Source organism: Mucilaginibacter sp. SJ, from assembly GCF_028993635.1.
Taxonomy (GTDB): domain Bacteria; phylum Bacteroidota; class Bacteroidia; order Sphingobacteriales; family Sphingobacteriaceae; genus Mucilaginibacter.
On record NZ_CP118631.1, the window covers coordinates 1539447 to 1558654 of the forward strand.

Genomic DNA, 19208 nt, shown 5'->3' on the forward strand with positions numbered 1-19208 from the left:
ATAATTATATCGATGAAACCAACGTATAACTGTAAAGAAATTGAAAATGTTTGAAAAAATATAAAACGGTCGCATTTCTTAAAGTTGTTTAACTATTAAGTATATATTAAATAAATGTCAATCAGTACAATGGTGTTGGCAAACCATCTAAATTTACAACCCCTTTAATACCCCTATTGTATATTCCACCTGTTCGGCATGCACATCTAAATGAGTTACAAAGCGGATCCGGTTTTTATCTGTGTCGCTGGCCCTAATGCCTTTTTCTGCAAGTTTGGCAAGCACCGCAACAGCCGGTTCAACCGTATCAAATAAAACAATATTGGTTTCAACCGGAATTACATTGCTTACCCACGGCAAGCGGCCCAGTTCCTCGCCGAGAATACGCGCGTGGGCATGGTCTGTCTTCAAGCGTTCAACATGATGATCAAGCGCATAAATCCCCGCGGCAGCTAAAAAGCCTGCCTGGCGCATACCGCCACCCAATACCTTGCGGATACGACGGGCATATTTGATAGTTTCCTCATCAGCTAATAAAACCGAGCCTACGGGTGCGCCTAATCCTTTAGAAAGGCAAACTGAAATCCCATTAAAATATTGACCGTAATCAACTGCTGCATCACCTGTGTGGGTAAGCGCGTTAAAGATCCGGGCACCATCAAGGTGAAGCTTTAAACCTTTCTCGCGGCACAGGCCGGCAATGGGTTTGATATGTTCAAGCGTATAGCAACTGCCGCCGCCCTTATTAACCGTGTTCTCGAGCACCACCAAACTGGTATGTGGGTAATGGATGTTTTCGGCATTGATCTCCGGCTCTATCATTTCGGGCGTAAGGATGCCCCGGTAACCATTCAACAACCGGGTTGATACTGCCGAATTAAAAGCAATGCCCCCGCCCTCGTACCTGTAAACATGTGCGGTTTGATCGGCAATAAGCTCATCAAGCGGCTGGGTAAAACATTTAATTGCTATCTGGTTGGTCATGGTGCCCGACGGGCAAAAAATAGCAGCTTCCATACCAAACATAGCGGCAGCTTTAGCTTCAAGGGCATTTATGGTTTCGTCTTCGCCAAAAACATCATCCCCTACTTTGGCGCTCCACATAGCTTCAAGCATGCCTGGGGTTGGCTTGGTTACAGTATCGCTTCGGAAATCAACAGTGATCATATTAAAAAGTTAAAATTTGCGTTCTTTGTATCAGAATTCAGAACTCGTTATGCGCTCAATTTTAATCATTTTATTTTTCATGCTGTGTTTTGTATCAGCAAAATCGCAAAAATGGCAACAGGGTAGCTTTACTGATGTAAAGGGCAACCGCGAAACCGGGCTGATCCGCGCTAATCCTTCTGGAAAAGGGCCAATAAAAGGTGAAGGTTTCATTGAGTTTAAGGAAAACGAAAAAACCAATCCATATAAATTAAGCGCCAGCGATTTAAGATCGTATGTTATTGGTCAGGACAGCTTTGTTGTGGCGCATGCCCCGGCAAATGAATCGTGGACCAAGGAAGAAACCGACTTTGTAAAAGTAGTGCTTGATGAGCCGGTGAAACTGTTCATGGCAAAAGGTGGTAAAGGCGGAGGAGGCAGTGGCTTTGGTATTACACCAGGGATATCAGCAGGCTACGGAAGCGGTGGTTACGGCGGCGGAATTGGCGGCGGCATCGGCATTAACCTTGGCGGCGGCGGTGGCCGGGGCGGAAGTTCAAAAACAACCTATTATTATGGTGAAACCACTGCAGGTATGAAACGCCTCACCGATGAAAATTTTGAAGATATTATGAGCGATATCATGGGAGATGAACCCGACCTTGTTGATCAGATCCATGAGCATAAATACAATCTTAAGAATATCGATAAGCTCATTGCCAAATTTGACGAACTACAAAAAGCAAGGCAATAGATAGAGATTAACCCTGAAACCTTACAAAGTAAAATTTCGTAAGGCTGGGTTTTATCAAGATGTAAAAAAGATGACTTGAAAAGATCAGATCGTTTTTTTGGAACAATGTACAATAGCATTCTCAGACAAAGATGTCTCAAATCTTATGTCTTACATCTCAAATCTAATAGTGGCGTTGCCTGCGGCCGGGCTATCCGCTCATACTGCACAGGCCTTAGCCACGGGCCGGTATCCGCTACTATCCCTAACGCAAAATCCACTTCTTTTGGCCTCCATTCAGAGTTTAAAACACGATAAAAAACGGTCCCTCCTCTCTTTTTCCCTCCTGAACATCACATGTTTAAGCACAAATATTAATAAATCAAAACTATTTTGCGTAATTAAAAGTTATTAAACTATAGTAATTCACCAAATAAATAACTCTTAATTAATTTATATCGATAAAAACGACTACTCATTACATTTTAATTCACTAAAAAAACAGAAAGAAAGATGAACATGAAAAAGTCAGTTTTAATAGCCGTTGCTTCGTTAGCTATTGGTTTTTTGTCAAACAAGGCAATAGCCCAAACACAGGATACAACCAAAAAGGATACTACTAAAGCAACTGCTGCTCCTGCAACATCAACTGCCGCCTCAGGCGATGTGGTTGGTGTGATGTCAACCTCAACTAACTACGCGCCAATGGCCCTTGCAATAAAATCAGCTCAGCTTGAGCCAACATTGCAGGCACCCGGCCCGTTCACCATATTTGCCCCCAATGATGTAGCTTTCAGCAAATTGCCCAAAGCACAATTTGATGCCCTGATGAAGGATCCGGCCAAATTTGCCCCTATATTGAAATATCACGTAGTAGCGGGCAAATACACCAAAACCGATATCATTAAAGCCTTAGGTGCAGGTAAAGGCAAAGCCGATCTGAAAACCATCGACGGACAAACTTTGCATTTATCCGTAAACGATAAAAGCAATTTGCAGATCACCGACGCCAAAGGCAATGCTGTATTGGTTACCGCGTTTGATACAGAGGCAAGCAACGGTGTTGTACACGGTATTAATGGCGTAATGATGCCTTAATCACAAAATACTTTGTTTAAATTTTAAATCCACGAAAAACCCGGTTATTAAAGCCGGGTTTTTCCATTTATGACAGGCCTTTTAAGTAATCGGCTTTATTCATTCTAAAATCGAGATATGTGCTGCCAGTTTCCGCATCTGTAAAATCTCCCGTAAGCGAAAAACCTGTTTTCTTCAATAACTTCACGGAACTTTCGTTCCCTTGCTTCGGGCAGGCAGTTATCAATTCAAAATGCTGATCATTAAAACCAAAGGCCAAAACCGCTGAAATGGCTTCCTGCATAAAGCCCTGCCCCTGATAATCAGGGTGGAGTTCATAACCTATTTCTGCACTTTTATTGGCAGCATTAAGGTTCCAGTAACAAATGGTTCCTATCAGCTCATCCTTGTCTTTTAAGGTTATAGCCCAATAAAAGCCTTCGTTATTACCCACTATAGCCTCTATCTTTTTAATAAATGATAGCGCCTCATCAACAGTGGTATTAGCAGCACGGTCAAGGTGTTTGTTCACTTCGGCATTGGAGCGGAGAGCCAATATTTGCGGTGCGTCCGACTCAAGTAATCCGCGCAAGCCCAAACGGTCGGTATTTAAAATATGCATTCCCATCATAACTATTTGGATTTCTGGTTTTCCCTATCGGCAATGAAAACTACGGGTAAACCAACGCAAATTATCAGCGTTAACATCCCGATCAGAATAGTACTTACCGGGATATGATATCCCGGCTTCATGGTTATTTTACTCAGCGGCACAACACCCAAATTCATGATGATCCAGGCAGCTATCCCGTAAATAACAGCTACGAAATATTTATTGCGCAAGCCATTATAAAAGAAGGAATAAAGCAGAAAAAACACCGCGCTGAATATAAAAGCGATCACATAATGAAAAACAACCCCGGCAACTATAATTTCAGCCCCACCTGCAAAAGCCGCCGGTCCGAAAGCGCCGCTGGCAATAAACTTAAAAATAACACCAGGGTTTATTTTATAGTTCAGGATCATGGCTGCGAGTCCATCAAGTGTACCCGTTATAAACCCGGCGAACAGGATATTGACAAGTTTACTTTTCTTCTTCGGGTTTACTTTTTTTAACATGGGAGAAATTTTATCCAAACATAAAATTATTGTTTAAAAAGCTGTTTGTGTAATGAACTTTTTATCGAAAGGATAAGCAGACATTGCTTATTTTAGTTGCATGCATGATACTTTCACTGTTGACATACCTAAACTATTAAGCAACGACCTTTACAGGAAGATTGTGATAAGTAAAGAAGGTGTAGCTGTTGAAAGTTCGCACAACGAAACCCCTCTGTTTATTTATTCTAATGAACTGGCAGCTTTTAGGTACGGAATGAAATTTATTACAGGTTATGCATTCACTGTTGGCCGGCATTATTTTATTGAGATTAAAACCGAACATCAAAAAAGCATCGTCATAAAATTCAGCAGCTACTATGGGTTCCGTAAAAAGGTTTACAGAAAGGCCTGGAGGGATATAGTGAATAACCTATGGAACTATTATTTCGTACATCATTACCTCAGTCATTACTATCGGCATAAAAATGGTGAAAACTTTGAATTTTTCGGAATGGCATTTAATGAAAGCGGCATTAGTTGGGATAATAAAAATTTATTACCATATACTGAAATAGGTCTTAGTAACTATGTTACCTATTTCATGGTTTATAATAAGCAAAATAAAAGCCAGCAAAAAGGCTACAATTTCATGCACGATTGGAATGCGCTTGCCTTGCAATCCCTTTTAAAAACACTGATGAAAGAGTACCAAAACTCTGGCGAGGAAACTACTTCAGATACTCATCCATAAAATAAAACACCCTTTTCCTGATCTCTTCAGAGTCAAACATCACCCCATAGTGCGGCGCGTTGGGTACAATAATAAGTTCATTTTTAACACCGGCAAGTTTAAGGTATGAACTTAGCAAAACCGATTGCGTGTAATTGACCGATTCATCTTTTTCGCCCTGAACAATGAGAAATGGCGGATCGTTTTTATCAACGTAGGTAACCGGGCTGGCTATATTGGCCAGATCGGGCCGGTCGATAGCATAAGCGCCAAGCAGCAGGTTAACCGGGCTTTTAGGATCGTTAACATCTGTGCCTTTGAGCGACAGGAAGTTTGACGGCCCATAAAAATCAAGCGCAAGTTTTATTTTAAAATGAGGTTTGTTTCCGTTAGGATAAAACTCCTTAACATTATTGTTATTGGATAAAGCAAGTAACGATGCCAGATGCCCTCCGGCCGAAAAACCAATCACCCCAAACTTATCTTTGTTAAGCTTATATTTTGATGTGTTTTGATAAAGAAACTCAATAGCCTGGTTACAATCCTGAATTTGTGCCGGGAATGGAGCGGTGGTACTCCAGCGATAATCTATAGATGCCACAGCATAACCGTTATCAATAAAACCCTGCACGGTTTTCTGCATATAGCCCATATCGGCATATTTATCATTCAGCATCCAGGCGCCACCATGGATCCAGATAATAACCGGGTAACTATCTTTTGCCGTCGGCGGCAGGTAAATATCCAGCAAATGTTTCTTTAAAGTATCGCCGGCATAATTAACATCACCATACAATATGGTGCCCTTTGGAAAAAATGGCTGTTTAGGACTTGATGTTTGTGCGAAAGCAGATACAGATAAAGCACTTATCAAACTGATCAGCAGATTTTGGATTATCTTTTTCATAATTGGTTAATTGTTTAAAGATAATCCATATCCTTAAAAATCAACAACTAAATCCCTATCGAAAAATATAATATCCAGGCAATAAACAGTATTTGCAACGGAATGCGAAACCACAGGTAACCGGTACCGCTGCCATCGTAAGTGGCTTTTTCGAAATTCACGTGCTTCATGGCAGCGTTGATATTAGCAGGCAGCATTACCACAAACATAACAAGCAAAATAATGCCTGCAGTATACCTTGTGGCATTAACAATCAGCAAAGGGCCCAGAATTATCTCCATTACACCAGTTAAATACACCAAAGTCCCTTTAAAAGGGATAAATGCAGGCATCATCATGACCATCCCTTTGGTAAACATAAAATGCCCTAATGAGGCAAACCAAAGCATCAGCATCATGGCTACATTGCCACTGAGCATGATATTCCAATCATCAATAAAAAGCCGGGAAATAACGGCCGTAAGTATAAAACTTATGATGAGAACGAGCAGGACTTTCATAAGGCTTAAATAAAGTAAGTATCGGGTATCAGGCTTTTATCAATTGTTCGCCTTCAATCTTTTTCTGTAGTTCTAAAATAGCGCCAATTAAGGCCTCCGGCCTTGGCGGGCAGCCTTGTACATAAACATCAACCGGGATCACTCTGTCAACACCTTTTACCACATGATAGCCATGCTGCCAGTATGGGCCGCCGCAGTTAGAGCATGAGCCCATCGAGATCACATATTTAGGCTCGGGCATTTGCTCGTAAAGCCGTTTAATACGTTCGGCCATTTTAAAGGTTACTGTACCGGCAATAATGATCACGTCGGCCTGCCGGGCGGACGGACGCGGGAAAACACCAAAACGGTCAAGGTCATAAGTAGAAGCCATGGAGCCCATCATTTCAATAGCGCAACAGGCTATACCAAAACTGAGCGGCCATAATGATGACAAACGTGCCCAGTTAAGCAGGTCGTTCATTTTAGTTATCACTACACCGTTCTCACTTGTTATATCGTTATTCATTTGCAGGCTTTTTAAAGGCGGGTTTAAACATAGGTTTACGTGCAGGCTCGGTTGATGAAGTTGCAGGAGCAGTTGCAGTTGCAGCGGTAGCTACGGTATCAGCGTTGAAAGCTTTTACTGTAAACTTGCTTTGCTCCTGGTTTAGCTGTTCATAAAATGATGGCGGGATATGTACATCGGTATACGGTACAACGGGAGTTGGCTTAATCCAGTCCAGATCCCCTTTGCGCCAAACATATACCAAACCTATGATTAGGATACCCAAAAACACAAACATTTCGACAAGTGAAAGCCAGCCCCAGCGTGCGTCTTGTGCTGCAAGCTCATGACTGCCAAATACGGTTGCCCAGGGAAAAATAAACACCATCTCCACATCAAAAAGCAGGAAAACCAACGCTATCACATAAAAGCGGGGATTAAAGGGTAACCAGGCATTACCGGTTGGTTCTTCGCCACATTCGTATGAGCTTAATTTTTCGGCATTGGGATTATTGGGGGCTAAAAGTTTGTTGATAAAAAATATCACGCACACCATTATTATCCCAGTAATAATAAAGATGAGTATCTTTCCAAATTCTGATATTTGCGAAACATCCGTCATGAGTACAAATTTAGTAAAACAAACAGATTTTGACGCTATAATAATTGGCGGAGGCGCATGCGGCCTCATGTGTGCCGTACAAGCAGGCTTTTTAGGCAAGCGGGTACTGGTACTTGAAAAAAACGACCGGGTTGGCGCCAAGATCCTCATCAGTGGCGGCGGGCGTTGTAACTATACCAACCTTTACGCTACCGATCAGCAATTTATTTCGCAAAACCCACATTTCTGTAAATCAGCATTTTCGCAGTGGACAGTTGATGATACCATCAGCTTTTTTGAAACTTATGGCATCTCCGGTAAAGAAAAAACGCTCGGCCAGCTCTTCCCGGTAAGTGACAAGGCCAAAGATGTAGTTGAAGTTTTCACTAACCTGTGCGATGACCTTGGACAGGAGATCTGGGTAAATGCCGAAGTTAAAATGGTAGAAAAAACTGACGATGGTTTTACAGTTCGGGCCGAAGTTAACGGCAAACAGGAGTATATAAGCGCTGCCAGTGTAGTAATGGCTGCCGGCGGTTTACCCATCCCCAAAATGGGTGCTACCGATTTCGGACTCCGAACGGCGCGCAATTTCGGTTTAAAAATTACCGAGACCGCCCCTGCCCTGGTGCCCCTTACCATTACCGGCAAAGACCAGCCCTGGTATGAGCAATTATCAGGCAATAGTATTTTCTGTCGTGTTTGGAATGACAGGGCAAGCTTTGAAGAAAACATCCTGTTTACCCACTGGGGCCTCAGCGGACCGGCCATATTACAAATCTCCTCCTATTGGAAACCAGGAGAATCCATTAACATCGATCTCCTGCCCAATCAAAATATTGCCGGCCTGATCCAACAGGAAAAGGAAACCAACGGCAAAAAAATGCTGCTTGCATACATCGCATCTTTATATACTCGCAAGTTTGCCGAGGCTTTGAGCGACAAACTCCCCGCCGAAAAAAACATGGCATCACTCACCAAAACCGATATCGAAAATATCAGTACCCTCATTCATGATTTCAAGGTAAAACCTGCCGGGGATAAAGGCTATGATAAAGCCGAAGTAATGCGCGGAGGTGTAGCTACAGATGAACTTTCGTCAAAAACATTGGAAGCTAAGAAGGTACCCGGGTTGTTTTTTGGCGGCGAATGTGTGGATGTTACCGGATGGCTGGGCGGTTATAATTTTCAATGGGCCTGGGCAAGCGGTTTTGTCATTGCGCAGAACATATGACCGTTGATTTTTTTGTGATCGCGCTGATTTCGTCGATGCTATTCTACAAGCTAACCCACCACATTGATGTCTATGCTCAGTGATACCAGGCCAATAAAATCCTCTTTGCAATTGTAACAAATCGGGTGTCCCAATTTTTTGATTCTCCAAAAAAAATAAAAAAAAGCCCGGCGTTCTTTTTTAAAAAAGAGGACTGTTCCATTTTTTGAGAGTGAAAACGCGGAACGCTTTAAAAATGAAACACATTGATTATCAAATACATAATATTTTACACGAAACACTGTTAAATATCTAACTATCAACAATTAAAACTTTAAGGAGTAAGCGCTTCCGGTTTCACATACCAGCTAAAGCACCATTTTTATTTAGCCTATTTTTAAGCTTTTTTTGATTTTTTTGATATTGACCGCGCCGGTTAGGAATATCGCTGACAAAATAGCGCCACCAAAGTTATGAGTGTAAATACCTATTTTTAATAGCATTTATTATCTACCGTTCCACTATCTTATAATTCCTGTACTCACCAACGCGCCATCCCGTAAGGTCTTCAATCTTTTGCAGTGCCTTACGGCGGAAGTCCATACCAGCCCTTAGTTTTTTGGAGTCAAAATCGATATTCCAGTTGGTAGCGGCTATGCGTTTTTGCATGGGTGCCGGATGTGTGCCGGTAAAGCGGATCAGGCGATCTGCATTACCATAATCAAACTCATAGGTTTCGGGCAGGTTTTGTGCCATCCAGTCTTCATCATGATAAAACTGGTTAAAGTTACGCACCTTGTTATTCAGTCCTTGCGGCGGCTTTGCCCAACCGTAATGATAAATATAAGCATCAATTAGTTTTACGTTGATCTTCCGATCCTCAAGTCTGAAGCCCTGCGCGTCGCGATAGGCGTGGATACCCTTAATATTTTTGAGCAAGCGAATTTCGCGGCGGTACCAGCGCCTTGAATGCCCGTAATAGTCATATGAGCCATAAAAATGCAGGTATTTAAACAGTAAGCCTTCAATATTGGGTTTATTTAACGCTTCACGCATTTCCTTTTTAATAAGCGGATGATATTTTTCATGCACCGCTTCGTCGCCCTGAATATAGAAACACCAGTCGGCATCGGGCGATATAGCTGCAAAAGCCTTATCTGTTTCGGCAGCGAAAACCTTTCCGCCTTCCCTTAATGATTCATCCCAAACCGAATCAATGATTTTTATACCCGGCGAGTTGATGCCCTCGATCAATCCCCGGGTACCATCATCGGAGTTACCTACTACTACAATAAATTCATCGCAAAGCGGTAATATGGATGTAATGGCCTCAACAATGGGATAATCATTACGTACAGCGTTCCTGATAAAGGTAAAACCGGATACTTTCATATGCGGCGTAAAGATAGATAAGAGAATCAAGATTTCAGGATAGAATCAAAGCAAGGGAAATCACTTTATAAAATGAGCAGATCTGTGAATAGAAAGGGAGTAAAAATTTTCACACGAATTGACTTTTAAATCGGTCACAATTAATCGAATTACACGAATTTTTCATTGATGTCGATTTGAAATTTGTGTAATTCGATTAATTCGCAAAAATTTGTTTGAAAATTTCTTATCTATTCTCCTCCAATACTTAAACACCTTTTAAAAGCGATTTTCCTGGGCTCAAAATATCGTTCTTTTAAGATTAGGAGATTGTAGACACTTTCAATTTGTGACATTGGGATTAACGCATTTTGCCTACCGATGCGTTACTTTGCACAAAATAAAAATATACTACCGCATCAGCGGTAACCCATATCAATAAATATCACTATGAAGGCACTCGCCAGGCAACTTTTCAAAACTTTTCTTTTTTCGGTAATCATATCTATAGTAGCAAGCTGTATCTATTATGCACTTCTGCATAAAGGTGTAGGCGAAGATCTAAAAGCGATATTGCCTTCTATATCTGAAGGTGTAGCCTTTCTTAATATTATCATTTTTATCATGTCGCTCCCTGCCTTGTTTTTAGCCAACCCGGCGTATTACAACAATCTATCTATAAGGCTGGTGCTTTATTTTTCCGGCGCCGTTGTATTTGTTATTACCGCTTTCCGTTTACAGCTAAACCCCGAAAACAAAACGCTTTACTTTATTACAGCAATCAGTTTCATAGTAGTACACAGCGTTTTCTATTATCTAATGACCAAAAAACGTCGTTAAGCTATTGTTGTTTAAAGCATTTATAGGCTTTTTGAAAGATTTAGGCTAAACTTGCATCTTCAAATATGAAAGCATTTTACGGAGATTTAAAACTGGGTATTTTAGGCGGCGGACAATTAGGCCGTATGCTAATACAGCAAGCCATAAACTATAATGTTACTGTTAAAATTCTTGATCCCGACCGCGAAGCCCCTTGCCGTAAGCTGTGTGATGAGTTTACTGTAGGTTCATTGGGTGACTACGAAATGGTATACAATTTCGGCAAAACTGTCGACCTGCTTACCATTGAAATAGAAAAGGTAAACGTTGACGCCCTTGAACAATTGGAAAAAGAGGGCGTACTGGTTTACCCGCAGTCGCGTATTATCCGGTTGATCCAGGATAAAGGCTTGCAAAAACAATTTTTCAAAGAAAACGATATTCCCACAGCCGATTTCCAGATCATATCATCACCTCAGCAGCTTCAGCAAAGTTTAATCCCATTTCCGTATATCCAAAAATTGCGTAAAGATGGTTACGACGGCAAAGGTGTATATAAAGTAATTGACGAAAGTTACCTTGCCGGTGCCTTTAAAGAGCCAAGCCTGATTGAGCAATGGATAGATTTTGAAAAAGAGATTGCGGTAATTGTGGCCCGTAATGAAAACGGCGAGATCAGCACTTTCCCGATGGTTGAAATGGAGTTCAACCCTAAGGCAAATTTGGTGGAGTTTTTGATCGCTCCTTCTACCCTTCCATTCGCCATCCAACAAAAAGCGGAACAAATAGCCAAAAAAATTGCCGACAGCCTTAAAATAGTAGGTTTACTGGCGGTTGAAATGTTTTTAGACAAGCAAGGCCGCATCCTGGTGAATGAGCTTGCACCGCGTCCGCATAACAGTGGTCACCAAACCATTGAGGGCAATGTGGTATCACAATTTGAGCAGCATTTAAGGGCGATATTTAATCAGCCTTTGGGCGATACAGCCTGCCTTAACAACGCCATTATGGTGAACGTTTTAGGTGAGGCCGGTTATGAAGGTCCCGCTATTTACCAGGGTATCGAAAAAATATTGAAAGTACCGGGGGTATATATTCATCTTTACGGCAAAGCTTTAACTAAACCATTTAGGAAGATGGGGCACGTTACTATTGTAGATGCCGATAGAGAAAAGGCGATTGAAAAGGCAAGATTTGTTCAGAAAACTTTGAAGGTAGTTAGTTAGTTTAGATCATGGTTCATAGTTCATGGTTCATGGTTCATAGATCATGGTTCATAGTTCATAGTTCATAGATCATAGTTCATAGATCATAGTTCATAGATCATGGTTCATAGATCATGGTTCATAGATTATAGTTTATAATTCATAGTTTATAGCAGAACAAATGGCATTTAGGTTTGAGGATCTTCAGGTTTGGCAGAAGGCCATGGATTTGGACGAACAAATAAATCAGCTAACAAAAACATTTCCCAAAGAAGAAATTTATATTTTAACATCACAGATAAAACGCGCAGCTGATTCCGTTGTTCTGAATATAGCTGAAGGATCAACCGGGCAAAGCAAAGCAGTTTTTAAGATATTTTTAGGTTATTCCTTAAGATCTGCTATTGAAGTAGTGAGTTGCCTATTCATTGCCAAAAGAAGAAATTATATTAAAGAAGAAAATTTTAAAGTTCTATATAACGATTATGAAGTATTGGTAAAAATGATAACCGCGCTAAAAAACTCCATCTAAAAGCCTTTTTACCATGAACTATGAACCATCAACTATGAACAACAATAATCCAAAAGTCGCCATTATAATGGGCAGCAAATCCGATTTAAATGTAATGCAGGATGCCGCTGATGTTTTAGCCGAATTAGGCGTTGATTACGAAATAACCGTAGTATCGGCCCACCGCACACCCGATAGGATGTTCAGCTACGCCCGTGCCGCTGCCGATCGCGGTATAAAAGTGATCATCGCCGGAGCCGGCGGTGCAGCCCACCTGCCGGGTATGGTAGCCTCATTAACCCACCTGCCGGTAATTGGTGTACCTGTAAAATCAAGCAACTCTATCGACGGCTGGGATTCCATCCTATCCATATTACAAATGCCAAACGGCATCCCGGTAGCCACTGTAGCTTTAAACGCTGCAAAAAACGCGGGGATCCTCGCTGCGCAGATCCTGTCAACAGGAGATGAGTACCTGGTGAAAAACCTTATCGATTTTAAAGAAAACCTTAAAAAGAAAGTTGAAGAGTCGGCAAGGGAAATGGAAGGGGAAGAATAGTTGGCAGTTTGCAGTGGCAGTTGTTAGTGGCAGTTGCAGCAGCAATCAGATTATAGGAAGTAAAGGGCAAGTTTATGAACATGCCCTTTTATTATTTACTGCTACTAAAAACTACAAACTGCTATTAAAAACTGCTGCTGCAACTAAAAGCTGCCACTAATTCAACGCCGGATTTTCAGGAAAATTAGCAATGTGGGCGTAGCGCTGGCCGAGGCTGATCACCACCTGGCGCCAAAGATTTTGTTCATCAAGGGTGAACAGTGTTTCTATATCAAATTTATCTGTTACTATCCAGCTATCATCTTTTATTTCTTCATCAAGCTGTTGCGGTGTCCAACCGGAGTATCCGGCAAAAAATTTAATTTCTTCGGTGCTTAACTGGTAATTGGATACTAAATATTTCACCTGCTCAAAATCACCGCCCCAGTAAAGGCCATCGGCTATTTCAATGCCGCCTTCTATTTTGTCCGGGGCACAATGGATAAAATGCAATGTATTTTTTGCTACAGGGCCGCCTTCGTAAACAGGCATTTCGGAGTATGATACATCAGGCAGTACATCGCCCAATAAATACTCGCTTTGATGGTTCAGGATAAAGCCCATAGCTCCTTCTTCAGAGTATTCTGTTAAAATGATTACGGACCTCCTGAAATTCGGATCCATCATAAACGGTTCCGAAATGAGTAAATGGCCTGCCGCGGCCGCTATTGGACTAAGCATAAAGTTTAGCGTTTAAATACGTAACAAGCATAGTAAAAATATGTTCAATTATGAATAATGATTTACATCATTATATACGGTTTAATTAATTTGTAAGTTTGCATCAAAATGAATCAGCAGGAAATACAAAATTTAAGGCAGGACTATAGTGCCTCTACGCTATCAGAAAACAGCACTAAGGGCGATCCTATTAAACAGTTTGAACAATGGTTTAACGAAGCTTTGGAGGCAAAATTGCATGAACCCAACGCCATGACGCTTTCAACTGCCACCGTAACCGGTAAACCTTCGGCACGTATCGTACTTTTAAAAGGCTTTCATACAGGCGGTTTTATATTCTTTACCAACTACTTAAGCCGCAAAGGCAAAGAGATAGCCAAAAACCCCCAGGGCGCGTTAACATTTTTTTGGGGCGGCCTTGAGCGCCAGGTACGTATTGAAGGTACTATCGAAAAGGTAAGCAAGGAAGAATCTGAAAAATATTTCCATTCGCGGCCTAAAGGGAGCCAGGTTGGCGCGATAGTATCGCCCCAAAGCCAGGAAATTGAAAGCCGCGATGCATTGGAGCAAAAATGGAACCAACTGGAAGCCGAATACGCTGATAAGGAAGTGCCTAAACCATCATATTGGGGTGGATATATCTTAAACCCGCAATTGGTTGAGTTTTGGCAAGGCCGGCCAAGCCGCATGCACGACCGCATCCTGTATAAAAAAACCGATAAAAAAACCTGGAAAAAAGTACGCCTTGCACCATGAGTTTTGATGATATTAAAAACCTGCTCACCGAAAAACTTGGTGATACCGTAATTACCGGCGAAGAAACAGGCGGCCTGCAACCCGCCTTGTTAATTAACCCTGATGATATTACAGCTGTGTGCCTGGAGTTGCGGAACAATCCTAAAACTTATTTCGATTTTTTGTCGAGCCTGAGCGGTGTGCATTATAATGACGAAACAAACCGCTATGGCGTGGTTTATCACCTGGCATCAATCCCTTATAAAACACAACTTACTTTAAAAATAAGCAAAGGCCATCCAAAAGAAAGCGCTGAACTGCCCGAATTTAAAAGCGTAAGCTCTGTTTACCGCACTGCCGATTGGCATGAGCGCGAAGCCTATGACATGCTGGGGATCTACTTTGAAGGGCACCCTGATCTTCGCCGGATTTTACTGCCCGACGATTGGGAAGGTTTCCCTTTACGGAAAGATTACCGGAACGCCGAATTTTATAAAGGCATCAGGATAGATTAACCTCAAATAAACTTTCCCGGCATTAACGGATCGAAATGAGCTAAGATATGCTGTTAAATAACACCTTTGTTTACTTCATTTTTACAGCGATAGTAGCTCATAAATGAAAAAAAAAGCTGATTTTTGGTAGCCGGCTATATACCCCAAGCAATATATGACCGGATATAAATTTAACCGGATATAAAATTGGTCATTACAAACCCCAAATACGAAGAAGCACTCCTTAGGTACAATAAAAAGATAGCCGGGGCCAGCGTTGAGGATATGGTACTTAATGTTGGTCCGCAACACCCCTCAACTCACGGGGTTTTGCGCCTGGAATTAATTACCGATGGCGAGATAGTAAAAGAGGTGATCCCCCATATCGGTTACCTGCACCGCTGCTTTGAAAAACATGCCGAATCATTAACTTACCAGCAAACCATCCCTTTTACCGACAGGATGGATTACCTGGCTTCGATGAACAACAGCCACGCCTTTGTAATGGGTGTTGAACGGATGATGGGTATTGACAAGGAGATCCCTAAACGTGTTGAATACATCCGCGTGCTGGTTTGCGAGCTAAACCGCATAGCATCGCACCTGATCGCCATTGGCACTTACGGCATTGACATAGGCGCCTTTACCCCCTTCCTGTGGTGTTTCAGGGACAGGGAGCATATTATGGGGATGCTGGAGTGGGCATCGGGCTCACGTATGCTATACAATTACATTTGGGTAGGCGGTTTATTTTACGACCTGCCGGTTGGTTTTGAAGAACGTTGCCGGGATTTTGTGGAGTATTTTAAACCTAAAATGGTTGAGCTAAACCAATTGCTTACCGACAACCAGGTATTTATTTCGCGCACAGCCAATGTGGGCGTTTTGCCGCTTGATGTAGCTATTAACTATGGCTGCTCGGGCCCAATGTTACGCGCATCGGGCTTAAAATGGGATTTGCGGCGGATTGATAATTATTCGGCCTACCCTGAAATTGATTTTGAAATCCCGATTGGCCAGGGCCTGATGGGCAAAGTTGGCGATTGCTGGGACAGGTACAAGGTACGCGTTGATGAAATTGAGCAATCATTAAGAATAGTTGAACAATGCCTTGACCGTTTGCAGAAAGAATTGAAACGCACACCTGATTTTGATCCCCGTGCTAAAATGCCCCGCAAAACTATTCCTAAAGCACAGGATTATTATGTACGCTGCGAAGGCGCCAAAGGCGAGCTTGGCTTTTATTTTATTACCGACGGCAAATCAGAGATCCCAACCCGTGTAAAATCCCGCGGACCAAGCTTTAATAATCTTTCGGTACTGCCGGAGTTATCCAAGGGTGTATTAATTGCCGACCTGATAGCGATAGTAGGTTCTATCGACTTTGTTTTGGGCGAAGTGGACAGGTAATCTGAACCGGGATTTGGGCTGATTTTTGGGATGGACAGGATTTTATATCCTGATATTGTCTGAAGAATTGGAATTAAACAAATTATTTGGATTAATCGACCTCTCCTTGCATTCTGTTAATCCTGTTTAATCGAGTTCAGAAACATTATCCTGCTCATCCCAAAAATCCACCCAAATCCCGGTTCAGACAAACAAAAAAGAGACCCCTCACGGCATCTCTTCTCATTTTAATATATTAATTTTTATTGAGTGGGCTAATGATGATTACTGGTTATACACTTTAACCATAAATACATAGTTTTTGAGCTTGCTACTTTGCTGAGTACGGCTCAATCCAGCTAACTTATTCTTTGTGTTCAAATTGAGCGTTTTCGACAACGAATCCGTTGGAATATTTTGTATCGCCTTTAACAGGTAAGTTGATTTTTTTGCAAAATATGCACCTGCAACCTGGGTTTGCCGTGCGGTAATCACACCTATCACGTTTCCTTTTTCGTCAAGTAAGGGTCCCCCTGAATTACCAGGGTTTACCGGAACAGAAATTACATATTCGGTAGTATCGCCCGAATAATTTGCTGCTGATGCTAAATAACCTCCCCCATAAACCATATTATCGGCCGGGTAACCGAGTGTGTATACGCTCTCTCCAAGATCGCCTTCCGCCCTTTTCAGATTATAGGGTATAGGGCCAAGATTTTTAAATGATGGATCATTGATCTGTAAAATAGCCAGATCATACTGTGGCTCGGTATAAATAACCTTAGCATGAAATGATTCGCCCGCGGCATTCTGCACATAAACCGAATCAGCATTTTTGATCACATGGTAATCTGTGGCCAGGTAACCATTTGATGTAAGTGCAAAACCGGTACCCCTGAAATTGGCTGGTGGCGTAGCTGCTTTGGGTTTTACCGGAGTACGTCCATGGCCTATCTGAGCAACGGTTTTCTCCATGTTGTTGATCTTTTCGCTCAACTGCTGATATTTTGATTTATCATTATTCAGCTTGCCTGTCAGGATAAGGATAGTTAAAACACCAAAGATTGCAATTGAAGCGGCAACCGATATTTTTGAATGATGATTACGCCACATACGTACAATCCATACCGGATGGATCATTACTTCTTCCTTCAGTGCATGAACATCAATTTCATCGTGAATGGCGTTTAAGCGGTTTTCAAGCTCAAGGCGTTCGCCGTATTGCTTCAATAAGCCTATAAATTTAATGTGTTCGGTAACTTTACTTTCAACAGCCGCGTCGTTTTTGCGGAGCAGTTCAAATTGAACACGTTCTTCGGCGGTCATGCTACCGTCGAGGTACCGTTCAATAAATTCAGTTAGTTGGTTATCACTCATCTCTTGATCTCCTTATTTCTGCTGAAAAAATAATTTCTTCAGCCTTTGCAGGCATTTGTACTTTTGCGTTTTGGCATTATCCGCATTGGTGTAACCAAACCGCTCACAGATCTCCTGCATTGATCTGTTTTTTATATAAAAATCTTCCATAATGGTTTTACAGGGTTCACCTAATAACTGGAGCGCACTCTCCATTTTACCAAACTGGATATCCCTGTCGTTATGGTTGTCAATTTCTTCTTCAACGGGCAGGTGTTCTTCAAAATCCCTGATATCACCGCCATATCGGTTCATTTGGCTCAGCCTTTTAAGCCAAAGCCGCCGGCAAACTGAATATATATATGTTTTAAGCTTACTGTTCAGCTCAAAATCACCCGCTTTAATCTTATTGTAAAGAACGATAATGGCTTCCTGGTAAATATCCTTCGCGTCATCCTCATCGCCATTGTTGTTGATGATCAACTGTAATATCATCGGGAAGTAGGTTGTATAGAGCCTTTTCAGCACTACCTCCGAATTATTAAGTATCCCAAGAACTATTTCACTATCTGTTGGAGCCGAAGCTTTTAAGTCTTTATTCACTCTTAATACTATTTAGGTCAAATTGTAACCCACTATTATCAAAAAAAATCAAACTAAAATAAATTAATAACATTAGCATTACATTTTATTGCGTGTAACAATTGTGTACAGCATTAATTAATGTTTAATACCGGCAGGTAAACAAGGTAACCCAATGTTAAAAACTATGCAGGCAAATCTGCAATAAAAAAACCGCTTGCAAAAACCCGTACATAAACTACAAATTCTATGGAATTTACAAAGATTTAATTTTTATGGGTTACCTTTTCAACTAATGCGTATTAAGTAACAAACGATCACAAAACGTTAACATTTTAAAAATTAAGAAAATGAAAAACACATTTAAATTAGCATTCGTAGCATTAGTTCTTGCAGCATCTTTTTCAGCTTGTAATGGTGACACCAAAAAAACTGAAGGTGATACTACTACAACTGTAGTTGATTCAACTAAAGTTGTTACCGATTCAACTAAAGTTTCTGCCGACACTACCAAAGCTGTTACTGATACTACTAAAAAAGACACCACCAAGAAATAATTATTTCTGATAAAATAGAAAGTAGTTAAATATCATTTTTAATCTTTTTCTATTGATTTTTTAGTTATCCATCAATAAAAAAGGTGACTTGTAATTTTTTTTCAAAATTATGGGTTACCTTTTTTTATTTCTGGTATTAAGCTGTAAACTATTAAATCACTTATTAAAAAAATTAAACATGAAAAATTTCAAATTAGGCTTTTTAGCTTTAGCTATCGCTGTTTCTTTCGCTGCTTGTAAAGGTTCTTCATCATCTTCTTCTGCTGATTCAACTAAAGCTGATTCTTCTAAAATGGCTGCTGACACTACTAAAGCTGACACTACTAAATCTGATACTACCAAAGCTGACACTACTAAAGCTGACACTACTAAAAAGTAATCTAACTTTTTATGTTAAAAGAACGCCCCCGGTTTT

General features: G+C 41.2%; 24 protein-coding genes. 13 read left to right on the forward strand and 11 right to left on the reverse strand.

Annotation, left to right across the window (positions count from 1 at the left end; all coding sequences use genetic code 11):
* Positions 1-153: 153 nt before the first annotated feature.
* Positions 154-1167, reverse strand: coding sequence for a threonine aldolase family protein (locus MusilaSJ_RS06045; protein WP_446725129.1), 1014 nt, complete (start codon positions 1165-1167; stop codon positions 154-156).
* Between the two features lie 79 nt (positions 1168-1246).
* On the opposite strand from MusilaSJ_RS06045, the gene MusilaSJ_RS06050 reads away from it, so the two are divergent.
* Both MusilaSJ_RS06050 and MusilaSJ_RS06055 read left to right on the forward strand, forming a co-directional pair.
* Positions 1247-1900, forward strand: coding sequence for a hypothetical protein (locus MusilaSJ_RS06050; protein ID WP_274989150.1), 654 nt, complete (start codon positions 1247-1249; stop codon positions 1898-1900).
* 498 nt (positions 1901-2398) lie between these two features.
* Positions 2399-2977, forward strand: a complete 579-nt coding sequence (locus tag MusilaSJ_RS06055; RefSeq protein WP_274989151.1) for a fasciclin domain-containing protein — start codon at positions 2399-2401, stop codon at positions 2975-2977.
* A gap of 67 nt (positions 2978-3044) precedes the next feature.
* On the opposite strand, the gene MusilaSJ_RS06060 is transcribed toward MusilaSJ_RS06055, so the two are convergent.
* Entirely contained in the window at positions 3045-3578 is a 534-nt protein-coding gene (locus tag MusilaSJ_RS06060) for a GNAT family N-acetyltransferase (protein ID WP_274989152.1), read from the reverse strand.
* A gap of 11 nt (positions 3579-3589) precedes the next feature.
* A complete protein-coding gene (locus MusilaSJ_RS06065; protein ID WP_274989153.1) occupies positions 3590-4075 on the reverse strand; it encodes a hypothetical protein in 486 nt (161 codons plus the stop codon).
* Positions 4076-4175: 100 nt separating this feature from the next.
* Between MusilaSJ_RS06065 and MusilaSJ_RS06070 the strand changes: the two genes are divergently transcribed.
* A complete protein-coding gene (locus MusilaSJ_RS06070) occupies positions 4176-4808 on the forward strand; it encodes a hypothetical protein (protein ID WP_274989154.1) in 633 nt (210 codons plus the stop codon).
* Here MusilaSJ_RS06070 and MusilaSJ_RS06075 read toward each other — a convergent pair.
* Genes MusilaSJ_RS06075 through MusilaSJ_RS06090 form a run of 4 tightly spaced genes read right to left on the reverse strand, consistent with a single transcriptional unit; the run spans position 4786 to position 7237 of the window.
* On the reverse strand, positions 4786-5694 hold the full coding sequence (locus tag MusilaSJ_RS06075; protein WP_274989155.1) for an alpha/beta hydrolase: 909 nt from the start codon (positions 5692-5694) through the stop codon (positions 4786-4788). The two genes, MusilaSJ_RS06070 and MusilaSJ_RS06075, sit on opposite strands and share 23 nt — an antisense overlap.
* 47 nt (positions 5695-5741) lie before the next feature.
* Entirely contained in the window at positions 5742-6194 is a 453-nt protein-coding gene (locus MusilaSJ_RS06080) for a DoxX family protein (protein WP_274989156.1), read from the reverse strand.
* Between the two features lie 28 nt (positions 6195-6222).
* Positions 6223-6702 carry an NADH-quinone oxidoreductase subunit B gene (locus MusilaSJ_RS06085; protein ID WP_274989157.1) on the reverse strand — a complete coding sequence of 160 codons (480 nt, stop codon included), beginning with the start codon at positions 6700-6702 and terminating at the stop codon, positions 6223-6225.
* Positions 6695-7237 carry an NADH-quinone oxidoreductase subunit A gene (locus MusilaSJ_RS06090; RefSeq protein WP_274989158.1) on the reverse strand — a complete coding sequence of 181 codons (543 nt, stop codon included), beginning with the start codon at positions 7235-7237 and terminating at the stop codon, positions 6695-6697. Before MusilaSJ_RS06090 ends, MusilaSJ_RS06085 begins: the two co-directional genes overlap by 8 nt.
* A gap of 64 nt (positions 7238-7301) precedes the next feature.
* Here MusilaSJ_RS06090 and MusilaSJ_RS06095 point away from each other — a divergent pair, with 64 nt between their 5' ends.
* Positions 7302-8516, forward strand: a complete 1215-nt coding sequence (locus MusilaSJ_RS06095; RefSeq protein ID WP_274989159.1) for a BaiN/RdsA family NAD(P)/FAD-dependent oxidoreductase — start codon at positions 7302-7304, stop codon at positions 8514-8516.
* 489 nt (positions 8517-9005) lie between these two features.
* Here the strand turns inward: MusilaSJ_RS06095 and MusilaSJ_RS06100 are convergent, their stop codons facing one another.
* A complete protein-coding gene (locus tag MusilaSJ_RS06100) occupies positions 9006-9887 on the reverse strand; it encodes a glycosyltransferase family protein (RefSeq protein ID WP_274989160.1) in 882 nt (293 codons plus the stop codon).
* 429 nt (positions 9888-10316) lie between these two features.
* On the opposite strand from MusilaSJ_RS06100, the gene MusilaSJ_RS06105 reads away from it, so the two are divergent.
* The 4 genes from MusilaSJ_RS06105 to purE all read left to right on the forward strand — a co-directional run bounded on the left by MusilaSJ_RS06105 (position 10317) and on the right by purE (position 12960).
* A complete protein-coding gene (locus MusilaSJ_RS06105) occupies positions 10317-10706 on the forward strand; it encodes a hypothetical protein (RefSeq protein WP_274989161.1) in 390 nt (129 codons plus the stop codon).
* A 65-nt stretch (positions 10707-10771) separates the two neighbouring features.
* Entirely contained in the window at positions 10772-11911 is a 1140-nt protein-coding gene (locus tag MusilaSJ_RS06110) for a 5-(carboxyamino)imidazole ribonucleotide synthase (protein WP_274989162.1), read from the forward strand.
* Positions 11912-12071: 160 nt separating this feature from the next.
* Complete coding sequence (locus tag MusilaSJ_RS06115) at positions 12072-12422, forward strand: four helix bundle protein (RefSeq protein WP_274989163.1); 351 nt, start codon at positions 12072-12074, stop codon at positions 12420-12422.
* Between the two features lie 13 nt (positions 12423-12435).
* Positions 12436-12960: a 5-(carboxyamino)imidazole ribonucleotide mutase gene (gene purE / locus MusilaSJ_RS06120; protein WP_274989164.1), complete on the forward strand. Its 525-nt coding sequence runs from the start codon at positions 12436-12438 to the stop codon at positions 12958-12960.
* Positions 12961-13116: 156 nt separating this feature from the next.
* Here the strand turns inward: purE and MusilaSJ_RS06125 are convergent, their stop codons facing one another.
* On the reverse strand, positions 13117-13680 hold the full coding sequence (locus tag MusilaSJ_RS06125) for a YqgE/AlgH family protein (protein WP_090524850.1): 564 nt from the start codon (positions 13678-13680) through the stop codon (positions 13117-13119).
* 108 nt (positions 13681-13788) lie between these two features.
* Between MusilaSJ_RS06125 and pdxH the strand changes: the two genes are divergently transcribed.
* The 3 genes from pdxH to MusilaSJ_RS06140 all read left to right on the forward strand — a co-directional run bounded on the left by pdxH (position 13789) and on the right by MusilaSJ_RS06140 (position 16319).
* Positions 13789-14436 carry a pyridoxamine 5'-phosphate oxidase gene (gene pdxH / locus MusilaSJ_RS06130; RefSeq protein ID WP_274989165.1) on the forward strand — a complete coding sequence of 216 codons (648 nt, stop codon included), beginning with the start codon at positions 13789-13791 and terminating at the stop codon, positions 14434-14436.
* The gene (locus MusilaSJ_RS06135) at positions 14433-14930 is read left to right on the forward strand and encodes an NADH-quinone oxidoreductase subunit C (protein ID WP_274989166.1); all 498 of its coding nucleotides are present in this window, start codon (positions 14433-14435) and stop codon (positions 14928-14930) included. The genes pdxH and MusilaSJ_RS06135 overlap by 4 nt, the downstream gene beginning before the upstream one ends.
* A gap of 264 nt (positions 14931-15194) precedes the next feature.
* Positions 15195-16319: an NADH-quinone oxidoreductase subunit D gene (locus MusilaSJ_RS06140; protein ID WP_274990440.1), complete on the forward strand. Its 1125-nt coding sequence runs from the start codon at positions 15195-15197 to the stop codon at positions 16317-16319.
* 264 nt (positions 16320-16583) lie between these two features.
* Here MusilaSJ_RS06140 and MusilaSJ_RS06145 read toward each other — a convergent pair whose 3' ends face one another.
* Positions 16584-17675, reverse strand: coding sequence for a S1C family serine protease (locus tag MusilaSJ_RS06145; RefSeq protein WP_274989167.1), 1092 nt, complete (start codon positions 17673-17675; stop codon positions 16584-16586).
* Between the two features lie 12 nt (positions 17676-17687).
* Positions 17688-18257, reverse strand: coding sequence for an RNA polymerase sigma factor (locus MusilaSJ_RS06150; RefSeq protein WP_091168005.1), 570 nt, complete (start codon positions 18255-18257; stop codon positions 17688-17690).
* A gap of 329 nt (positions 18258-18586) precedes the next feature.
* Between MusilaSJ_RS06150 and MusilaSJ_RS06155 the strand changes: the two genes are divergently transcribed.
* Together MusilaSJ_RS06155 and MusilaSJ_RS06160 are read left to right on the forward strand one after the other, a co-directional pair.
* A complete protein-coding gene (locus MusilaSJ_RS06155; RefSeq protein WP_274989168.1) occupies positions 18587-18793 on the forward strand; it encodes a hypothetical protein in 207 nt (68 codons plus the stop codon).
* 178 nt (positions 18794-18971) lie between these two features.
* Positions 18972-19172: a hypothetical protein gene (locus tag MusilaSJ_RS06160; RefSeq protein WP_274989169.1), complete on the forward strand. Its 201-nt coding sequence runs from the start codon at positions 18972-18974 to the stop codon at positions 19170-19172.
* The last annotated feature ends 36 nt before the right edge of the window (positions 19173-19208 follow it).

Coding starts and splice junctions, on each gene's coding strand:
- MusilaSJ_RS06070 (WP_274989154.1), top strand. CDS start 4,176: ATGCATGATACTTTCACTGTTGACATACCTAAACTATTAAGCAACGAC.
- MusilaSJ_RS06145 (WP_274989167.1), bottom strand. CDS start 17,675: ATGAGTGATAACCAACTAACTGAATTTATTGAACGGTACCTCGACGGT.
- MusilaSJ_RS06155 (WP_274989168.1), top strand. CDS start 18,587: ATGAAAAACACATTTAAATTAGCATTCGTAGCATTAGTTCTTGCAGCA.
- MusilaSJ_RS06140 (WP_274990440.1), top strand. CDS start 15,195: ATGGTACTTAATGTTGGTCCGCAACACCCCTCAACTCACGGGGTTTTG.
- MusilaSJ_RS06045 (WP_446725129.1), bottom strand. CDS start 1,167: ATGATCACTGTTGATTTCCGAAGCGATACTGTAACCAAGCCAACCCCA.
- MusilaSJ_RS06105 (WP_274989161.1), top strand. CDS start 10,317: ATGAAGGCACTCGCCAGGCAACTTTTCAAAACTTTTCTTTTTTCGGTA.
- MusilaSJ_RS06085 (WP_274989157.1), bottom strand. CDS start 6,702: ATGAATAACGATATAACAAGTGAGAACGGTGTAGTGATAACTAAAATG.
- MusilaSJ_RS06060 (WP_274989152.1), bottom strand. CDS start 3,578: ATGCATATTTTAAATACCGACCGTTTGGGCTTGCGCGGATTACTTGAG.
- MusilaSJ_RS06115 (WP_274989163.1), top strand. CDS start 12,072: ATGGCATTTAGGTTTGAGGATCTTCAGGTTTGGCAGAAGGCCATGGAT.
- MusilaSJ_RS06125 (WP_090524850.1), bottom strand. CDS start 13,680: ATGCTTAGTCCAATAGCGGCCGCGGCAGGCCATTTACTCATTTCGGAA.
- MusilaSJ_RS06050 (WP_274989150.1), top strand. CDS start 1,247: ATGCTGTGTTTTGTATCAGCAAAATCGCAAAAATGGCAACAGGGTAGC.
- MusilaSJ_RS06135 (WP_274989166.1), top strand. CDS start 14,433: ATGAGTTTTGATGATATTAAAAACCTGCTCACCGAAAAACTTGGTGAT.
- MusilaSJ_RS06110 (WP_274989162.1), top strand. CDS start 10,772: ATGAAAGCATTTTACGGAGATTTAAAACTGGGTATTTTAGGCGGCGGA.
- MusilaSJ_RS06080 (WP_274989156.1), bottom strand. CDS start 6,194: ATGAAAGTCCTGCTCGTTCTCATCATAAGTTTTATACTTACGGCCGTT.
- MusilaSJ_RS06055 (WP_274989151.1), top strand. CDS start 2,399: ATGAAAAAGTCAGTTTTAATAGCCGTTGCTTCGTTAGCTATTGGTTTT.
- MusilaSJ_RS06090 (WP_274989158.1), bottom strand. CDS start 7,237: ATGGTGTGCGTGATATTTTTTATCAACAAACTTTTAGCCCCCAATAAT.
- MusilaSJ_RS06160 (WP_274989169.1), top strand. CDS start 18,972: ATGAAAAATTTCAAATTAGGCTTTTTAGCTTTAGCTATCGCTGTTTCT.
- MusilaSJ_RS06100 (WP_274989160.1), bottom strand. CDS start 9,887: ATGAAAGTATCCGGTTTTACCTTTATCAGGAACGCTGTACGTAATGAT.
- pdxH (WP_274989165.1), top strand. CDS start 13,789: ATGAATCAGCAGGAAATACAAAATTTAAGGCAGGACTATAGTGCCTCT.
- purE (WP_274989164.1), top strand. CDS start 12,436: ATGAACTATGAACCATCAACTATGAACAACAATAATCCAAAAGTCGCC.
- MusilaSJ_RS06065 (WP_274989153.1), bottom strand. CDS start 4,075: ATGTTAAAAAAAGTAAACCCGAAGAAGAAAAGTAAACTTGTCAATATC.
- MusilaSJ_RS06095 (WP_274989159.1), top strand. CDS start 7,302: ATGAGTACAAATTTAGTAAAACAAACAGATTTTGACGCTATAATAATT.
- MusilaSJ_RS06075 (WP_274989155.1), bottom strand. CDS start 5,694: ATGAAAAAGATAATCCAAAATCTGCTGATCAGTTTGATAAGTGCTTTA.